The sequence below is a fragment of the Streptomyces durmitorensis genome (assembly GCF_023498005.1).
GTDB lineage: Bacteria > Actinomycetota > Actinomycetes > Streptomycetales > Streptomycetaceae > Streptomyces > Streptomyces durmitorensis.
Genome location: NZ_CP097289.1, coordinates 9,215,026 through 9,232,131 on the forward strand (window position 1 = coordinate 9,215,026; position 17,106 = coordinate 9,232,131).

At 71.6% G+C, this 17,106-nt stretch carries 14 protein-coding genes; 10 read left to right on the top strand and 4 right to left on the bottom strand.

Going from position 1 to position 17,106, the window contains the following annotated elements; all coding sequences use genetic code 11:
* Nucleotides 1-8 precede the first annotated feature (8 nt).
* From M4V62_RS40730 to M4V62_RS40740, 3 genes are read left to right on the top strand one after another with little or no spacing between them, the layout of a single operon-like run.
* Nucleotides 9-1,091, top strand: a complete 1,083-nt coding sequence (locus tag M4V62_RS40730) for a pyridoxal-phosphate dependent enzyme (RefSeq protein WP_249592229.1) — start codon at nt 9-11, stop codon at nt 1,089-1,091.
* Entirely contained in the window at nt 1,088-2,314 is a 1,227-nt protein-coding gene (locus tag M4V62_RS40735; RefSeq protein ID WP_249592230.1) for an ATP-grasp domain-containing protein, read from the top strand. The genes M4V62_RS40730 and M4V62_RS40735 overlap by 4 nt, the downstream gene beginning before the upstream one ends.
* Nucleotides 2,311-3,546, top strand: coding sequence for an MFS transporter (locus M4V62_RS40740; protein ID WP_249592231.1), 1,236 nt, complete (start codon nt 2,311-2,313; stop codon nt 3,544-3,546). Before M4V62_RS40735 ends, M4V62_RS40740 begins: the two co-directional genes overlap by 4 nt.
* On the opposite strand, the gene M4V62_RS40745 is transcribed toward M4V62_RS40740, so the two are convergent.
* On the bottom strand, nt 3,527-3,994 hold the full coding sequence (locus M4V62_RS40745; protein ID WP_249592232.1) for a nuclear transport factor 2 family protein: 468 nt from the start codon (nt 3,992-3,994) through the stop codon (nt 3,527-3,529). The two genes, M4V62_RS40740 and M4V62_RS40745, sit on opposite strands and share 20 nt — an antisense overlap.
* A 184-nt stretch (nt 3,995-4,178) precedes the next feature.
* On the opposite strand from M4V62_RS40745, the gene M4V62_RS40750 reads away from it, so the two are divergent.
* On the top strand, nt 4,179-4,763 hold the full coding sequence (locus M4V62_RS40750; protein WP_249592233.1) for a TetR/AcrR family transcriptional regulator: 585 nt from the start codon (nt 4,179-4,181) through the stop codon (nt 4,761-4,763).
* The gene (locus tag M4V62_RS40755; protein WP_249592234.1) at nt 4,763-5,191 is read left to right on the top strand and encodes a nitroreductase/quinone reductase family protein; all 429 of its coding nucleotides are present in this window, start codon (nt 4,763-4,765) and stop codon (nt 5,189-5,191) included. Before M4V62_RS40750 ends, M4V62_RS40755 begins: the two co-directional genes overlap by 1 nt.
* Nucleotide 5,192: 1 nt before the next feature.
* On the opposite strand, the gene M4V62_RS40760 is transcribed toward M4V62_RS40755, so the two are convergent.
* Nucleotides 5,193-6,572 (bottom strand): alpha-amylase, encoded by a 1,380-nt coding sequence (locus M4V62_RS40760; protein ID WP_249592235.1) that lies wholly within the window; start codon nt 6,570-6,572, stop codon nt 5,193-5,195.
* A 411-nt stretch (nt 6,573-6,983) separates the two neighbouring features.
* Here M4V62_RS40760 and M4V62_RS40765 point away from each other — a divergent pair, with 411 nt between their 5' ends.
* Together M4V62_RS40765 and M4V62_RS40770 are read left to right on the top strand one after the other, a co-directional pair.
* Nucleotides 6,984-7,898, top strand: coding sequence for an AurF N-oxygenase family protein (locus M4V62_RS40765; RefSeq protein ID WP_249592236.1), 915 nt, complete (start codon nt 6,984-6,986; stop codon nt 7,896-7,898).
* Between the two features lie 51 nt (nt 7,899-7,949).
* On the top strand, nt 7,950-9,491 hold the full coding sequence (locus tag M4V62_RS40770; protein ID WP_249592237.1) for an FAD-dependent oxidoreductase: 1,542 nt from the start codon (nt 7,950-7,952) through the stop codon (nt 9,489-9,491).
* A gap of 16 nt (nt 9,492-9,507) precedes the next feature.
* Here M4V62_RS40770 and M4V62_RS40775 read toward each other — a convergent pair whose 3' ends face one another.
* Nucleotides 9,508-9,720, bottom strand: a complete 213-nt coding sequence (locus M4V62_RS40775; RefSeq protein WP_249592238.1) for a DUF4287 domain-containing protein — start codon at nt 9,718-9,720, stop codon at nt 9,508-9,510.
* Between the two features lie 248 nt (nt 9,721-9,968).
* Here M4V62_RS40775 and M4V62_RS40780 point away from each other — a divergent pair, with 248 nt between their 5' ends.
* The 3 genes from M4V62_RS40780 to M4V62_RS40790 all read left to right on the top strand — a co-directional run bounded on the left by M4V62_RS40780 (nt 9,969) and on the right by M4V62_RS40790 (nt 15,870).
* Nucleotides 9,969-11,606: an MFS transporter gene (locus tag M4V62_RS40780; RefSeq protein WP_249592239.1), complete on the top strand. Its 1,638-nt coding sequence runs from the start codon at nt 9,969-9,971 to the stop codon at nt 11,604-11,606.
* 179 nt (nt 11,607-11,785) lie between these two features.
* Nucleotides 11,786-14,848 (top strand): AfsR/SARP family transcriptional regulator, encoded by a 3,063-nt coding sequence (locus tag M4V62_RS40785; protein ID WP_249592240.1) that lies wholly within the window; start codon nt 11,786-11,788, stop codon nt 14,846-14,848.
* A 329-nt stretch (nt 14,849-15,177) separates the two neighbouring features.
* Nucleotides 15,178-15,870 carry a M15 family metallopeptidase gene (locus tag M4V62_RS40790; protein WP_249592241.1) on the top strand — a complete coding sequence of 231 codons (693 nt, stop codon included), beginning with the start codon at nt 15,178-15,180 and terminating at the stop codon, nt 15,868-15,870.
* Between the two features lie 85 nt (nt 15,871-15,955).
* On the opposite strand, the gene M4V62_RS40795 is transcribed toward M4V62_RS40790, so the two are convergent.
* A complete protein-coding gene (locus M4V62_RS40795; protein WP_249592242.1) occupies nt 15,956-17,101 on the bottom strand; it encodes an LLM class flavin-dependent oxidoreductase in 1,146 nt (381 codons plus the stop codon).
* Nucleotides 17,102-17,106 lie beyond the last annotated feature (5 nt).

Sequence of the window (17,106 nt, forward strand, 5' to 3'; positions counted from 1 at the left end):
CCTTGCGCATGGCAGCGGCCCCCGCGGCCACCGTCCACGGGCACATCACCGACGCGATGAAAGCCCCCGACCTGCTGCGGCTCTCCGACAACGTCGTCCTGGCACGCTTCGAGACGATGAAGGTGTACGCGGCGCTCGGCGCGGTCCGCACCCTCCTCGAACGCGGCACCGTACGGCCCGGCCAGACCCTCGTGGACAGCTCAAGCGGCATTTACGCCCTTGCCCTCGCCATGGCCTGTCACCGCTACGGCCTCGGCTGCCACATCGTCGCCTCCACCACCGTCGACGCCGCGATGCGCGCCCAGTTGGAGATCCTCGGCGCGACCGTGGACCAGATGCCGCCCTCGGACAGCCTGCGGCTCGACCAGGAGCGGCGGGTGCGGCGGGTGCGGCAACTGCTCGTCGAACGCGGCGACCTGCACTGGATGCGGCAGTACCACGACGGCGTCCACTACGCCGGCTACGAGGAGTTCGCGGACCTGGTCGACGCCGCCCTGCCCGACGCCCCGCTGACCGTGGTCGGAGCCGTCGGCACCGGTGCCTCCACCGGCGGACTCGTCCAACCGCTGCGCGAACGCGGCCGTGAGGTACGGCTGTTGGGGCTTCAGCCCTTCGGCAGCGTCACCTTCGGCAGCGAGGACTTCAGCGACCCCGAGGCGATCATCGCCGGGATCGGCAGCTCGATCCCCTTCGACAACGTCCGCCACGACCTGTACGACACCCTCCACTGGGTCGACTTCCGGCACGCCATGGCGGGAGCCGTCGATCTGCTGCGCGCCCACGCGGTGTTCGCGGGCCTCTCCACCGGGGCGGCCCACCTAGTCACGGCCTGGGAGGCGGCCCGCAACCCGGACCGTATGCATCTGGTGATCGGCGCCGACACGGGACACCGCTACACCGAGCGGGTCTTCTCCCGTCACCAGGAGGCCCTCGACCCGCGCACCCTCAAGCCGCACCAGATCACCGACCTGGCCGACCTCGCCCTGCCGTGGTCGGCGATGGAGTGGAACCGGCGCAGCTACGACGTACGCACGAAGAAGCACGAGGACGTACGCACCAAGAAGCACGAGAAGGAGGGGAAGGCATCGTGACGATCGCCGCCCTGGAAGCACTCACCTTCGGCCTCGGACGTCTGGTGGAGGCGGCCGGTGCCGCCGGGCACCGGCTGTGTCTGCTCACGGGCGACCGAGCCGTCTACCGGCATGAACTGGACCGCCTGGAACCGGGAGCACTCGACATCGTCGACGTCGACACCCGTGACACGGCCGCGTCCGCCGCGGCCCTGGCCGCGGTGCCCGGCCTGAAGGGGCTCATCAACTCGACCGACACCTGGAGCGTGCCGGGCGCCGACCTCGCCGCCGAACTCGGCCTGCCGGGGCCCGACCCGGCCGCGGTCCGCCTCCTGCGGGACAAATCCCGGGTGCGCAACCTCCTCCACGAGCAGGACCTGAGCCGCGGCCCCGGCCTCACGATCCCGGCCGACCCCTCGGCGGCCGACGAGGTGCTCCAGCGGATCGGCCTGCCGGTGGTCCTCAAGGACTCGGCGGGCACCTCGTCGCGCAACGTCTGGCTGGTCCGCGACGAGCGGCAGCTGCACACCGCTCTCCGCGAGGCCGCCCAACGCCCCTTCGCCGGGGGGCTGTTCGCGGAACCCTTCTTCGCCGGGCCCGTCTACAGCGCGGAGACGCTCAGCTGGGCGGGCGAGACGAAGCTCCTGGGCGTGCTCAGCCGGCAGATGTCCTCCGAGCCCTCCGTCCGGGAGGAGGCCGCGGCCTTCCCCGTCGCCCTGCCGGAACCGGAGTTCGCCCTCATCGAGGACTGGGTGGGGCGCGTCTTGAGGACGGCGGACCACGACGCGGACTTCGCACACGTCGAGTTCGTCCTCACCACCGACGGTCCTCAGCTCGTGGAGATCAACCGTCGCATCGGCGGCGCACTCGTCGGAGAGGCACTGTGCCGCGCCCTGCGCACGAATGTGTACGACGCGACGATCGCCGTGGCACTGGGCCTGCGCCCCGCCCTGCTCGACGCACCGGCGGCCACGGGCCCCGCCACGGGATTCGTCCTCGTCTACCCCGACCGGCCGGGCACCCTCACCGGATGGACCGGCCTCGACGGCCTCGCCGCCTTCCCCGGCTCGCCCGAGTGGTATCCCACCGCGGCCCCCGGCGACCGCCTGGAGCACGTGAACGACCAGCGCGGCTGCACCGGGATCGTCCTCGCCGAGGGCGTGACCGCGGAACTGGCCCTGCACCGTGCGCTCAGCGCGGCCGGGAGCATACGGCCGCTCGTCGCCGCCCACGCCCCGGAGTGACGCTCCTCGGGAAGCCGCGCGGACGCCTGCGATCCGGCTTCGCGCGGCTGACCGGGCCGCAACGGTTCCTGCTCGCCGGGTCGTTCCTGATCCCGCTCGGCAGCTTCGCCGTTCTGCCCTTCATGTCGGTGCTGCTCCACGAGCGGCTCGGCATGGGGCTCGGCACGGTCGGCGTCGTACTCGCCGTCGCCTCGCTGGTGCAGTTCTCGGGCGGTGCGGTGGGCGGCGCGGTCGCCGAGCGCATCGGGCTGCGGCGCACGATGCTGCTCGCCCTGGTGATCCGCACGGCGGGGTTCGGCTGCTTCCTGCCCGGCCTGCGCCACCCGGCCGCCGCCGTCCTCGCCCTCTTCCTGGTGTCCGTCGGCGCCGCGCTCTATCTGCCCGCCAACAAGGCGTACTTGATACACGAGGTCGACGAGGAGCGGCGCCCCCTGCTGCTGTCCGCGAGCGGCTCGGCGCTGAACGCGGGCATCGCCCTGGGGCCGCTGGCGGCGGCACCCTTCGTCCTGAGCGCATCGGCAGGACTCTTCGCCGCGGTGACCGTGCTGTTCGCGGTGATCACGGCGGGCCATGCGCTGCTGCCCGCGGAGGGCCCCGAGCGCGGCCGGAGCGACAGGGCCGGACAGGAACAACCCGCGCACCGGGAAAGCGCGTTCGCCGGTCTCGCGGTGCTGCCCTTCGCGACCACCGTCCTGAGCCTGTACGTCTTCATGTTCTTCCAGCACTACCTCGCGCTGTACGCGGTGCCCCGCACCTCGACGACGTACTACGGCCTTGTCCTCGCGCTCTACGCGTTCCTGCTCGTCGTCGCGCAGCTCCTCCTCGCGGACCGGATCGCGCGCCTGCCCTACGCCCGCGCCCTGTGGATCGGCTTCGGCGCGATGGCCGCAGGCATGGCCATGCTCGCCGTCGGCAGCCACGCCGCGATCCTCGCCGGAGCCCTGCTCGTCTGCGTCGGCGAGATCGTCCTGTTCTTCAAGAACGACCTCGAAGCCCTGGCCCGGTCGCGCCGCGCACCCGCCGTCGTCTTCGGTCACCAGCGCCTCGCGGCCGGGATCGGCGCCTTCGTCAGCGGAGTCGCCGGAGGCGAGGGCTACCAGCTGGCCGAACGCACAGGCGGTGCGGGCCAGTTCTGGGTCGCCGTCGCCGCGCAGTGCGTGCTGCTGCCCCTGCTCCTGAGGCGCTGGTCCCGCGGGTCCGGCCGGTCGGCCGTCACAGGCCGAGGTCGCTGAGCCCGGGGTGGTCGTCGGGGCGGCGGCCGAGCGGCCAGTGGTACGTGCGGTCGGACTCCTGGATGGGCAGGTCGTTGATGCAGGCGTGCCGGACGCGCATCAGGCCGTCGTCGTCGAATTCCCAGTTCTCGTTGCCGTACGAGCGGTACCAGTGGCCGGAGTCGTCGTGCCATTCGTAGGCGAAGCGCACCGCGATGCGGTGGCCGTCGTGCGCCCACAGCTCCTTGATGAGGCGGTAGTCGAGCTCCCGGTCCCACTTGCGGGACAGGAAGGCGACGATCGCCTCGCGCCCCGTGACGAACTCCGCGCGGTTCCGCCAGCGGGAGTCCTTGCTGTAGGCGAGGGAGACCTTCTCGGGATCGCGGGAGTTCCAGCCGTCCTCGGCGAGGCGAACCTTCTCGGCCGCGGTCTCCCGGGTGAAGGGCGGGACGGGGGGTCGTGTGGTCATGGCTCTCTCCTACACGTCGCACAGTCGCGAGAACGGTCGTTCTCCGGCGAGGGAGTCCACGGTAGGAGAACGGTCGTTCTCGCGCAATGATGCGGGCGCGCCCAGGGCCGTAGTAGGGTCGGAGAACGACCGTTCTCGCCCCCAGTTCCCGCCCCGGTCCCCGTCCTCGTCCCTTGGAGCTCGCATGGATCGCGCCGAAGCGGAAGTCAGACTCCTTGACGCCGCCGAGGAGCTCTTCTACGAGCGCGGGATCCAGGCCGTGGGCATGGACCAGGTGCGTGCGGCCTCGGGCGTCTCGCTCAAGCGGCTGTATCAGGTCTACCCCTCGAAATCGGAGCTCGTCCTCGCCTGCCTGGAGCGCCGCGACCGCCGCTGGCGGAGCCGGCTCGCCGAGTACGCGGAGAGCGTGCCGGGCGGGGTGGTGGAGCGCGTCCTCGCGGTCTACGACTGGCTCTACGAGTGGTTCTGCGAGCCGGACTTCCGGGGCTGCGCGTTCATCAACTCGTTCGGCGAACTCAGGGCCGCCGACCCGGCGGTGGCCGACGCCGTCCGGGCCCACAAGAGCGCCTTCCACGCCTACATGGCGGGACTTGTGGCCGCGGCGGGCGAATCGGGGCAGACTGTCGGCCCGTTGGTCCTGCTCGCGGAGGGGGCCATCACCACGGCCGCGATCACGGGTTCACCCGAACCGGCGCGCCAAGCCCGCCTTGGCGCGGCCCAGTTGCTGGCCGCGTGGCAACCGCCGGTCACTCGACAGGAAGAAGGCTGATGGCCAAGACGTATCGCATCGGTTTCGGCACGCGCCTGATCAACGGCGTGTTCCGGACGATGACCCGGTTCGGGATGGGCAAGGGCTACCGCTACATCCTGACCGTGCGCGGCAGGAAGTCGGGCCGTCCGTTCTCCACCCCGGTCGACGTGATGTCAGCCGGGGGCGAGCGCTGGCTCGTCGGCGCCTACGGCGTGAGCAACTGGGTGCGCAACGCCCGCGTGGCCGGTCAGGTCGACCTCAGCAGGGGCGGCAGGTCCGAGACCGTGCGCGTGGTCGAGCTGGGCCCCGAGGAGAGCGTCCCCGTCCTTCGCCAGTACTGGCGCGAAGTACCCGTCACCCGCCCCTACTTCGACGTGACGGGCGACTCGACGGACGAGGAGTTCGCCGCCGAGTCGGTACGTCATCCGGTGTTCCGCCTGGTCTAGATCAGCCGGTCTTGGCGCCGGTGTGCAGTGCCAGGGCGCTGCGGGCGGGCAAGGTGGTCTCGATCTTCCCGTCGTCCCCGACGGTGACGGTGCTGCCGTCGCAGCTGTCCGGGGACGCCTTGGCGACATTGCAGTACGTGCCGCCGGGCAGGGACGTCGTGAACGTCTGGGTCAGCTCGCCGTCGCCGTTGTTGAGGGCGACGAACCCCTTGTCCCCGCGGCCGAACGCGAGGGCGCTGCCGCCGTTGTCCCACCAGTCGGTCAGCTCCGCGGCGCCCACCTCGTTGCGGAACCCGACCAGGCCGGTGACCGCCTGCTGGGTGTGCGTGTTCGTCCAGCCGCTTGCGCCGCTGGGCGGGCCCGCGTCCTTGTCGGACCACTCGTAGCCGGAGTACACGTTCGGTGAGCCGTAGGGGGACGCGAGCATGAAGACGTTGGCCAGGGCGTAGGTCGCGCCGTCCTTGTAGGTGAGCGTCGAGCCACCCCGCTCGGTGTCCCAGTTGTCGACGAACGTACGGGCCGAGCCGCTGCCCAGTTTGCCGTCGGCGACCGACTTCAGCTGCGCGATGTTCCCGCCCTGGAAGGCACTCTTGAGGTGCCCGCCGTAGCGGAACTCGTCGACGTCCCCGATGCCGGTGTACTCGTCGGGCTGGACGGCCTCGCCGCCTCCGTGGATGACCTCCGAGACCCAGAACCCGGGGTCGCTCATCTTGCCCTTGATGGCGGCGACGTCGTCGGCGGCCATGTGCTTGGCGGCATCGATGCGGAAGCCGTCCACACCCAGGGACCGCAGATCGTCGAGGTACGCGGCGATGGTGGTGCGCACCGCGTCGCTGCCCGTGTCGAGGTCGGCAAGGCCCACCAGTTCGCAGTTCTGGACGTTGTCGCGGTTGGTGTAGTCGTTGATGCTCGTGCGGCAGGTGTGGAAGTCCGCGTCCTGGAAGTAGCCGGGATACTCGTACTTGCCGTACTGCGTGCCGCCGGTGCCCGTTCCCGCGCCGGCCGCCATGTGGTTGATGACGGCGTCCGCGATGACCTTGACCCCTGCCTGGTGGCAGGCGTCGACCATGCTCTTGAAGGAGGCGCGGTCGCCCAGGCGGCCCGCGAGCTGGTAACTGACGGGCTGGTACGAGGTCCACCACTGGTCGCCCTGTATGTGCTCGGTGGCGGGCGACACCTGGACGTAGCCGTAGCCCGCGGGGCCGAGCTCGCCGGCGCATGCCTTGCCCACATCCGCGTACGGCCGCTCGAACATGGTGGCGGTGACGGTCTTGTCGCCCGGCGGTGTCGCCTGCGACTGCGAGGGCGCGAACGTCGCCAGGCCGGCCGCGGCCAGGACCCCGGCCGATGTGGCTCCCAGCAGGCGGGAACGGTGCTGCATGGTGCGGCTCCTTCGAGACCGGGCACAGCAGTGCCCAAAGAAGGGCAGCTGCTCGTGGGGGAGGCTGCCGTGGGGGGATTCCGAAGGGGAGCCTGCCGTCCACGCATGTACGCGTCAATGCTTTCTGCAAGATATTTCAACTACCGGTGCTCAGGGCGGCTTTGGTGTCCGGTGTGACGGGTGAGTGATGGGGAATCGCTGCCCGAATGGGGTCTCCAGGAGGCCTGACCTGCGCAGGGTTGTTGCCGCAAGAACTTGCGTAGATTCAGTTCTTACTCGGGGGTAGGCTGCCCGACCCGCTTGTTATACGGTCTGTCTAACAAGCGGGCCGCCGCGCGTCGCGGGACGACGCCCCGGTCCGTTGCCTGAGCGAACAAGAGAACGTACGCATCAGAGTCAAGGAGCCGCAGCATGGCAAGCAGCACTGTTCGGCCGACATCGCAGGACCGTCCCGAAGAGGACGACGTGGCCCGGCGACTGCTCGATTCGGCCGCCGTGTTGGCCTACGACCCGGCCACCGAGGTGGACTGGGAGACCCCTCTCGACCGCGACTTCCACGGCGCGAGTCCGGAATGGTGCTCCCTGTACGGCACGCCGTACTGGCAGGAGCTCACCGACGCGCAGCGCAAGGAGCTGACGCGCCAGGAAGCCGCATCGGTGGCCAGCACGGGCATCTGGTTCGAGATGATCCTCCAGCAAATGGTGCTGCGCGACGTCTACATGAAGAACCCGGCCAGCGACGAAGTGCAGTGGGCCCTCACCGAGATCGCCGAGGAGTGCCGGCACTCGATCATGTTCGCCCGCGGCGCCGAGAAGCTGGGCGCGCCCGCCTACCGGCCCAAGCGGTTCGCGATGGAACTCGGCCGGGTGTTCAAGACGGTGGCCTTCGGGGAGGCGGCCTACGCCGCGATCCTCGTGGCCGAGGAAGTGCTCGACGTCATGCAGCGCGACTGGATGCGGGACGAGCGCGTCGTGCCGTTCGTGCGCACGATCAACAACATCCACGTCGTCGAGGAATCGCGGCACATGAAGTTCGCCCGCGACCAGACGAGCAAGCGGCTTTCCGGTGCGGGCCGACTGCGCCGCCAGATCAATGCGCTCGTCGTCGCGATCGCCTCGTACTACATCGTCACCAGCATGGTGAACCCCAAGGTGTACGCGAACGCCGGGCTCGACGAGAAGCGCGCCCTCGCCGAGGCGAAGGCCAACGAACACCACAAGTCCATGATGCGGTCCAGCTGTTCGGGACTGATGGAGTTCCTGGCCTCCTCCCGGCTGCTCACCAAGCCGGCGCTTGCCTTCTACAAGCGCGCCCACCTCATCTGAGCGATCCGATCCGAGCCGAGCGATCCGAGCCGAGCGAGTCGAGCCGACGACATGACCTACGCCATCACCCAGACCTGCTGCAGCGATGCCACGTGCGTCGCCGTGTGCCCGGTCAACTGCATCCACCCGACGCCCCAGGAGCGGGCGTTCGGCAGCACGGAGATGCTGCACATCGATCCGAAGACCTGCATCGACTGCGGCGCCTGCGCCGACGCCTGCCCGGTCGACGCGATCTTCCCGGTGGACAGCCTGCCCGTCGCGCAGCAGGAGTACGCGACGATCAACGCTGCGTACTACGCGGACCGCGAGCCCGAACCGGCCCCGGACGGACCGAACTTCCACGCCTGGGACGAGCCGTCCTTCCCGCGCGTCCTGCCGTCGGACTTCGCGCCGCTCAAGGTCGCCGTCGTCGGCACAGGACCGGCCGGGATGTACGCGGTCCAGGACCTGCTCCTGCACACCAGCGCCGAAGTCACGTTGATCGACCGGCTGCCCGAGACCGGCGGCCTGGTCCGCTTCGGCGTGGCACCGGACCACCCCGCGACCAGGAAGGTCGGCGACACCTTCGCGCGGTTCCACACGCATCCGAGGGTGCGGATGCACCTCGGCCTCGACGTGGGTGCCGACGTCACCGCGCAGGAACTGGCCGCACACCATGACGCGGTCATCTACGCCGTGGGCGCGTCGGCCGACCGCACCCTGGCCGTCCCGGGCGAGGAGCTGTCCGGCAGCATCTCCGCGAGGGCGTTCGTCGCCTGGTACAACGGCCACCCGGACGCGGCGCCGGACGCGATCGACCTGTCCGCCGAGCGCGTGGTCGTCGTCGGCAACGGCAACGTCGCGCTGGACGTCGCCCGGATCCTGCTCGCCGACCCCGACGGCCTCGCCCGCACCGACATCGCCGACCACGCGCTGGCGGCGCTGCGCGCGGGCAAGGTGCGCGAAGTGGTCCTGCTCGGGAGGCGGGGCCCCGAGGACGCCGCGTACACCAGGTCCGAACTGCTCGCCCTCCAGCACGTTCCGGGCCTCGATCTGGTCGTCGACGACCACGACCCTCGGACCGGGGCCGCCATCGACGAAGCCGGTTCGGGGACCGGTGCGCAGGGCAAGGCGGCCCTCCTGCGCGACGTCACGCGCGACCGCGTCGACTGGGCGCAGCCGCCCGCCCCGGGGCGCCGCATCGTGCTCCGCTTCCATTCCGCTCCGGTGGAGATGCTCGGCGAGGAAGCCGTCCGGGGCGTGCGCGTCGTGCAGTCGTCGGGGGAGCGGACGATACGTACGGACATGGTGCTGCGCGCGATCGGCTACCGCGGGGTGCCGGTCGCCGGACTGCCCTTCGACGAGACCACCGGCACCGTGCCGCACGAGGGCGGCCGGGTGGCCGGACAGCCGGGGACCTACGTGGTGGGCTGGATCAAGCGGGGTCCCAGCGGCGGCATCGGCGCCAACCGCACCTGTGCCGCCGAGACGGTCACCACGCTCCTCGCCGACGCGGTCGCGGGGGCCCTGCCCGCACCGCGGTCCGCGCCCAAGGCCTTCCACCGGCTCGCGCGGCGCCGCACCCGCGGGGGAAGCGCCGCTCTGAGCCGGTAGGGGCGGCAGCGGCGGCTCACGTGGTGCGGTTCTCGGCCAGGGTGTGCGCGACCAGGGCGTTGGCGTGTCCGTGCCCCAGACCGTGCTCGGTCTTGAGCCAGCCGACGAGTTCCATGTGCTTGGTCAGCGGAGAGGAACGGATGAGGTCCTTCCACTCCGCGATCGGGCGGCCGTACTTCTTCTCGATCGAGGGGAAGTAGGCGGCAGGGCCCTTGGTGGCTTCGGTCATGGTGATGCCGTCCCGTCCTTCGCAGTGTTGTTGCCAGTAGGACGGGTGGGGCTCGATCAAGTCATCGGGCGGCCGGGGTGTCGTGGGTCACATCGCGCCCCGGCCGCTTCGGTCCGCGACGGCTTTCACCCCGACCGCGAAGAGCCCGAGCCGTGCCCCGTGAACGAATGGCGGGGCCGGGCGGACAGGCTTAGCCTGGGACCAGTGAACGCCTCCGTTCACTGCTCGCTGGACACACCGGCACTCCCATGACGGGCTCTCGGACGACACCCTCAGAGCCTGCCGCCTCCCCGAAGCGGGGCAGCGGCAGCGGTATCGCACTCCTCGTCATCGCCTCGTGCCAGCTGATGGTGGTCCTCGACATCACCATCGTGAACATCGCCCTTCCGCACATCCAGACCTCGCTCGGCTTCTCCACCGAGACCCTGTCCTGGGTGATCAACGCCTACACGCTGACCTTCGGCGGTCTGCTCCTCCTGGGCGGGCGCCTCGGCGACATTCTCGGGCGTCGCAGAGTCTTCATGTTCGGCGTCCTGCTCTTCGTGTTCGCCTCGCTGCTCGGCGGACTCTCCCAGGAATCATGGCAGTTGCTCGCCGCACGCTCGCTGCAGGGCGTCGGCGGCGCCATCGCGTCGCCCACCGCCCTCTCGCTGATCACCACGACCTTCCGCGAAGGACCCGAGCGGAACAGGGCGTTCGGCGTGTTCGCGGCCGTGTCGGCCGGCGGCAGCGCGATCGGACTCCTCGCGGGCGGGCTGCTCGTGGAGTGGCTCGACTGGCGCTGGGTCCTCTTCGTGAACATCCCCATCGGCCTGCTCATCGCCGTGGCGACACCCCGCTACATCCGGGAGTCCGAGCGCCACCCGGGACACTTCGACCTCCTCGGCGCACTCACCTCCACCGTGGGCATGGTGCTGCTCGTCTACGGCTTCATCCGCGCATCCGAGGACGGCTGGAGCGACAGCCTGACCATCGCGTCCTTCGCGGCGGCCGTCGTGCTCCTCGGCCTGTTCCTCGCCGTCGAGCGCCGCTCGAAGCAGCCCATCACCCCGCTGTGGATGTTCCGCGACCGCAACCGCGCCGGTGTCTACGGGATCATGCTGTGCCTGGCCGCGGCCATGTTCGGGATGTTCTTCTTCCTGACGCTCTTCGTGCAGAACATCCTGAACTTCAGCCCGCTGCGGGCCGGTCTCGCCTTCCTGCCGGTGAGCGCGATCATCGCCGTGGGCGCGGGACTCGCCTCCCAACTGCTGCCCAAGTGGGGGCCCAAGCCCTTCATGGTGGTGGGCGCGGTGCTGGCCGCCGTGGGACTCGGCTGGCTGACGCTGACCGATGTCGACAGCACGTACACGGGAAGCCTGCTCGGCCCCGTGCTCGTCTTCGGCTTCGGCATGGGCATGCAGTTCGTGTCGCTGACCCTCATGGCGGTCTCGGGCGTGGAGTCGCAGGATGCCGGAGCGGCTTCCGGCATCCTCAACGCCACCCAGCAGGTGGGCGGTTCGCTCGGCCTGTCCGTCCTCGTCACCGTCTTCGGCACGGCCAGCCGCAACGAAGCCACCGACCAGGTCCCCCGCTTCATGGCGGAGGCGACCCGGGCCGAGCAGCTGGAGTTCCGCAGGACGGGTGAGCTGCCGGGGCGCTGGGGCGACCAGGTCCTCGCCTCGGGCATCTCGAGTTCCTTCATCGCCGCTGCCGTCTTCGCCGTCGTCGCCGCCCTGATCGCCCTGATCGTCATCCAGGTGCGGCCCGCCGACCTGGAACGCCTCCAAGGCGGCGGCGCCGTGCCGCTCGCGCCGACCACGGACGACCCGGTGTCGAGTGCGGACGCGCAGGCCCCGGGCGCGGCCGAGGCTCCGCCTCCCCGCGACGACCCTCCTCTCAGCTGAAATCCGCCCTCATCTGGAGCCACCGTCCGGAGCTGCTCCGCGCCCGGCTGACGGATGGCCTGATTCCCTTGGTGTGCACGCGAGTTGAGAACGGGCAGACGTACTATGACCAGCCGATCGGGGCTCGGGGGCTCGGAGGCGGTGGGGGCGGCGCGGGGCAAGGACCCATGGAGACGGGCGTGAACACGGACACCGACTACCGCTTGCTGGGCCCGGTCGAAGCATGGCGCGCGGGCCGTCGGCTCGCCCTGGGCGGGCCCAAGCCCCGAGCGCTCCTTGCTGCGCTGCTCCTGGAGCCGGGGCGCGTGGTGTCCGTCGACGCGCTGATCGACGCCATCTGGGGCGAGAGGCCGCCGGACACGGCACGTTCGCTGATCCAGTCGTACGTCTCCGCGCTGCGCCGCGCGCTGTCCGCCGACGCCATCGAGACCCGGCCGCCGGGCTACCTGATCCACGCGAACGCCACCCTCGTCGACCGTGTCGAGTTCGAGCGCCTGGCCGTACAGGGCAGGCAGGCCGCGGCGGAGGGCGATCACGCTGCGGCCGCCCGGCTGTTGGGGGACGCCCTGGCCCTGTGGCGCGGTCCCGCGCTCGGCGGGATCGGCGAGACGCTGCGGGCCATGGCCGACCAGCTGGAAGAGGCGCGGCAGGCGGCCCTGGAGGAGCGCATCGCCGCGGACCTCGCGCAGACCGGCCGCGAGAGGGAACTGGTGGCCGAGCTCACCGCGTTGGTCGCCACGCACCCCACCCGCGAGCGACTGCGCGGCCAACTGATGCTCGCCCTCTACCGGTTGGGACGCCAGGCCGACGCGCTCGCCGTGTACGTGGACGGGCGCGACGTACTGGCCGAGGAGCTCGGCATCGATCCGGGCCCCGACCTCAGACGGATGCACGAGGCGATCCTGCGGGCGGACGAAGCGCTCCTGCCGGTGGCCCCGGACGCCCCCGACCCCGCGGTGCCCAGGGACGCCGTCGCCGTCCCGGTGGCGGCCCTCCTGCCGCCCACCATCGGTGACTTCACCGGGCGCGACACGCAACTCGCCGATGTACGGGCCGCGCTGTCGGGGACGCGCGAGGCCATGCCGGTCGTCGTGCTGTCCGGGCCCGGCGGCGTCGGCAAGTCCACCCTGGGGGTCCGGGCGGCGCACCAGGTGGCCGACGCTTACCCGGACGGGCAGTTGTACGCCGAGCTGCGGGGAGCGACCGACCCCGTGGCACCCGGCGAGGTGCTCGGGCGGCTCCTGTACGCGTTGGGAGCGGACCCGCCCGACGGGGACGCCGAGCGGCGCGACCTCTTCCGCAGCCTGGTCGCGGGGCGCCGCGTCCTGCTCGTGCTCGACGACGCGGCCAGCGAGTCCCAGGTGCGCCCGCTGCTCCCGGGAAGCGCCACCTGCGGGGTCCTGATCACCGCACGGGCCCGCCTGGGCGCCCTGCCCTGCACCCACCGCGCCGACCTCGACGTGCTCGACACGGAGCCCGGGACCGAACTCCTCGGCCGCGTCGCGGGGGAGCGGCGCGTCACGGACGAACCGGACGCCGCCCGGCGCATCGTCGAGCTGTGCGGCGGGCTCCCGCTCGCCATCCGCATCGCCGGCGCCCGCCTCGCCACCCGCACACACTGGACCGCGCGCATGTTCGCCGACCGGCTCGCGGACGAACACCACCGCCTGGACGAACTCGCCGTCGGCGACCTGGAGGTACGGGCCGGCCTCGGCATGAGCTACCGGGCCCTGGATGCTCCCGCCCGCACCGCCCTGCGCCGCCTGGGCCTGCTCGCCGCGCCCGATGTGGCCGCGTGGGTGGTGACCGCGCTGCTCGACGTGCCGGAGGCCGAGGCCGACCGCGTCGTGGAACAACTCATCGACGCCCAGCTCCTGCACTGCACCGGCGTCGACCGCGCGGGCCAGCCCCGCTACCGGCCCCACGACCTGGTGCGCGTGTACGCCGCTGAACGCGCCGACGCCGAGGACCCACCTGCCGAACGCGCCGCCGCCGTCGGCCGCGCGCTGGGCGCCTGGCTCTGGCTGACCGGCCGCGCCGCGTCCGCGACGCCGTCCGGCGCCGTCGAACTGCACCGCGGCCTCCTGGACGCGGGCGGCCCGGGCGGAGCCGCCGGCGAAGCCCTGCGCAAGCTCGTCTGCCCCGTGGGGCCGGAGGCCACCCAGCGGGCGCTCGCCGACCCGGCCGCCTGGTTCGAGGCCGAGGCCGACGCGATCGCCGCCGCCGTCGAGCGCGCCGCGGCCCTCGACCTGCACACCCTCTCCTGCGAGGCGGCGGCCGCCCTGTGCTCCTCCGCGTACACCGTCGGCAACCGCTTCGAAGCCTGGTGGCGCACCCACGACGCGGCCCTGGCCGCCGCCCGCCGCGCCGAGGACCGCGCGGGCGAGGCCCTGTTGCTCATCGGCCTCGGCCAACTCCGCTACGAACAGGACCGGTTCCCCGAATCGCAGGGCTACTTCAAGCAGGCGGCCGGGCTCTGCGACGAACTCGGTGACATACGCGGCCGGGCCGCCGCCTTCGCCGGGCTCGGCAGCGCGCTGCGGGAAGCGGGGCGGCTGCGCGCGGCGCAGGAGACCCTCGTCCGCGCCGTCGACGGCTTCCGCCGGCTCAGCGACGACCCGGGCATCGGCCTCTCCTGCCGGTACGCCGGATCCGTCCAGCTCGAACTCGGCGACTTCGAGGCCTCGCGCGCCTTCCTCGACGAGTCGCTGCGGGCCTACCGAAGGCTCGGCAGCCGCCGCGGCGAGTCCCTCACGCTGCGCTCGCTGGGCTTGGTGCACCGCGCGCTCGGCGAGTACGGGGCCGCGGAGGACCTCTCCGGCCGTGCGGTGGACCTCCTGCGCACGCTGGGTGACCCGCTCATGCTCGCGTACGCGATGCAGGCCAGGGCCAAGTCCCGTATCAGGCTGGGCCGTTCGGCCGAAGCGGCGGCAGAGATCCGCACGGTACTCGACGTCTGCCGAGGGCAGCGCGACCGCTTCGGCGAGGCACTGGGCCTGCGCACCCTCGGCGAGTGCGAGCTCGCCGCGGGCCGCCTCGACACCGCGGAACAGCACCTGACCGCGGCCGCCGCCCTCTGGAACGACCTGGGGCTGCCGCTGCCCCGCGCCCGCACCCTGCGCGATCTCGCCGCGGCGCGGGAGGCCGCGGGCGACCGGGTGGCGGCAGGTGCGCTGCGCGCCGAGGCGCGGGAGGTCTTCACGGCGTACGAGGCGCGCGAACGGAACGAGCCGGGACTCTGACCCGGTCCCGGCGTGCGGTGCCCTGAAGTCCGCTTACCGCGCACTTGCAGAGAACTTGCAGCGGGCTGCGTCACGCTGTGGATGTCGGCGGGTGTACGTGCCCACGGCAACGGGGGATCGCAGTAAACAACGGGGGACTCAGCGGAATTCATCGGGGGAAGCACGGGGGAAGGCCACTGATGCCTCGTACGGCCCACACCACCGACACCGTCGGTCGTGTGGGCCGCTCGTCGCGTAGAGCCCCTGCCAGGGCACGGAGGGGACTCCGGGGGCGGGCGGCAGCCCGTCCCCGGAGCTGTGCCCGCCACCGTCGCCACGAAGGGGCAAGCATGTCGCCGATCATCCTCATGAACGACCCCAGAGTCGTCGGCATACAGGTCGAGGAATGCGGCGAAGCCCTCGTCGACCTGCGCCAACTGCCCTTCCTGGACGTCGACGACCGCCTCGCCGACCCGGCCGGGTCCTACGCCCAGCTGCGCGAGGGCGTCGCCTGGCGCCTGGCCCGCGCCGCCCGGCTGCTGCCCGAGGGCCTGCGCTTCCTGGTCACCGAGGGATACCGCCCGCTCGCCCTGCAGATCCAGTACTTCGACGACTACGCGGCCGAGCTCAGGAAGGCCAACCCCGACTGGTCGGACGCCTACCTCCACCGGCAGACGAGCCGCTCCCTCTCGCCGCCCGAAGTGGGCCCGCACGTCGCGGGCGCCGCGGTCGACCTGACCCTGTGCACCACGTCCGGCACCGAACTCGATCTCGGCACCCCGGTCAACGCGAGCCCCGAGGAGAGCGAGGGCGCCTGCTACATGGACTGCGACCTCATCACCCCGACCGCCCGCCGCAACCGCCGCACCCTCACCGCCGCTCTCGCCACGGCGGGCCTGGTCAACTACCCCACGGAGTGGTGGCACTGGTCCTACGGCGACCGCTACTGGGCCCTGACGACCGAGGCACCCACCGCGCGGTACGGACCGATGACGCTCGAGCCCCCGGCCGAGAATCCGAACGGTCCGAACATGCGGCGATGAGTTCGGGGCGCCCGTCCGGTCTGCCCGATCGGCCGCCAACTGCTCGAACGTGCGCTATCGCCCCGCCGCAGGATGAGTCAGGAGGCTACGAGGCGAACGGCACCGCCGCCGGTGTCTCGTCGAGTGATGCCGCCGCGGGGTGGCGCCAAAGGCCCCGCGTGGCCAGCTGCGGCAGCACGCCCTCGCCGAACCAGTACGCCTCCTCCACGTGCGGGTAGCCGGAGAGCACGAACTCGTCGATGCCCAGGGCGTGGTACTCCGCGATGCGGTCGGCGATCTCCGTGTGCGAGCCGACCAGGGCCGTGCCCGCGCCGCCCCGCAGGAGGCCAATGCCTGCCCATAGGTTCGGGTAGATCTCCAGGCGGTCGGTGTTGCCGCCGTGCAGGGCCAGCATGCGCTTCTGGCCCTCGGAGCCGGAGCGGGCCAGGCCCTGCTGCACCTCGCTGATCACGGACGGGTCGGTGCCCGACAGGAGGCGGTTCGCCTGGGCCCAGGCTTCCTCGGCCGTGTCACGGGCGATGACATGCAGGCGGATGCCGAAGCGGACCTCGCGGCCCTCGGCCCTGGCCAGTGTGCGGATCCAGGCGATCTTTTCGGCCACTTGGGCAGGTGGTTCGCCCCAGGTGAGGTACACGTCGCTGTGGCGGGCCGCCACCGGGCCCGCCGCCTTTGACGAGCCGCCGAAGTAGACCGGTGGCACCGGGGCGGGGAGGCGGGCGAGGCGGGCCTGTTCGACGCGTTCGTGGTCACCTCGGAAGTCGACGGTCTCGCCGCGCCACAGGGAGCGGACGATGTGCAGGAACTCGTCGCAGCGGGCGTAGCGCTCGTCCTTGCCGAGGAAGTCCCCGTACGCGCGCTGCTCGTGGTCCTCGCCGCCCGTGACGATGTTGAGGAGCAGGCGTCCGCCGGAGTGCCGCTGATAGGTCGCCGCCATCTGCGCGGCGAGGGTCGGAGTGACGAGACCGGGGCGGAAGGCCACCAGGAACTTCAGGCGCTCGGTCGACTGCACCAGCATCGCCGTGGTCAGCCAGGCGTCCTCGCACCAGGCGCCGGTGGGGGTGAGTGCTCCCTCGAAGCCCAACTGTTCTGCCGTACGCGCCACTTGGGTGAGGTAGGCGAGTGTGGCGGGGCGGTCGCCCCCGGCGGCACCGGTGGGCACGCCGTGGCCGCCGCCGACGATGTGGCGGCTGTCGCCGTTGGTGGGCAGGAACCAATGGAAGGTCAGGGGCATGGGTG

Excerpts from the sequence above, each read along its gene's own strand:
- M4V62_RS40775 (WP_249592238.1), bottom strand. The coding sequence starts at position 9,720 with ATGACCGAAGCCACCAAGGGCCCTGCCGCCTACTTCCCCTCGATCGAG.
- M4V62_RS40780 (WP_249592239.1), top strand. The coding sequence starts at position 9,969 with ATGACGGGCTCTCGGACGACACCCTCAGAGCCTGCCGCCTCCCCGAAG.
- M4V62_RS40750 (WP_249592233.1), top strand. The coding sequence starts at position 4,179 with ATGGATCGCGCCGAAGCGGAAGTCAGACTCCTTGACGCCGCCGAGGAG.
- M4V62_RS40795 (WP_249592242.1), bottom strand. The coding sequence starts at position 17,101 with ATGCCCCTGACCTTCCATTGGTTCCTGCCCACCAACGGCGACAGCCGC.
- M4V62_RS40745 (WP_249592232.1), bottom strand. The coding sequence starts at position 3,994 with ATGACCACACGACCCCCCGTCCCGCCCTTCACCCGGGAGACCGCGGCC.
- M4V62_RS40730 (WP_249592229.1), top strand. The coding sequence starts at position 9 with ATGGCAGCGGCCCCCGCGGCCACCGTCCACGGGCACATCACCGACGCG.
- M4V62_RS40770 (WP_249592237.1), top strand. The coding sequence starts at position 7,950 with ATGACCTACGCCATCACCCAGACCTGCTGCAGCGATGCCACGTGCGTC.
- M4V62_RS40760 (WP_249592235.1), bottom strand. The coding sequence starts at position 6,572 with ATGCAGCACCGTTCCCGCCTGCTGGGAGCCACATCGGCCGGGGTCCTG.
- M4V62_RS40765 (WP_249592236.1), top strand. The coding sequence starts at position 6,984 with ATGGCAAGCAGCACTGTTCGGCCGACATCGCAGGACCGTCCCGAAGAG.
- M4V62_RS40755 (WP_249592234.1), top strand. The coding sequence starts at position 4,763 with ATGGCCAAGACGTATCGCATCGGTTTCGGCACGCGCCTGATCAACGGC.
- M4V62_RS40790 (WP_249592241.1), top strand. The coding sequence starts at position 15,178 with ATGTCGCCGATCATCCTCATGAACGACCCCAGAGTCGTCGGCATACAG.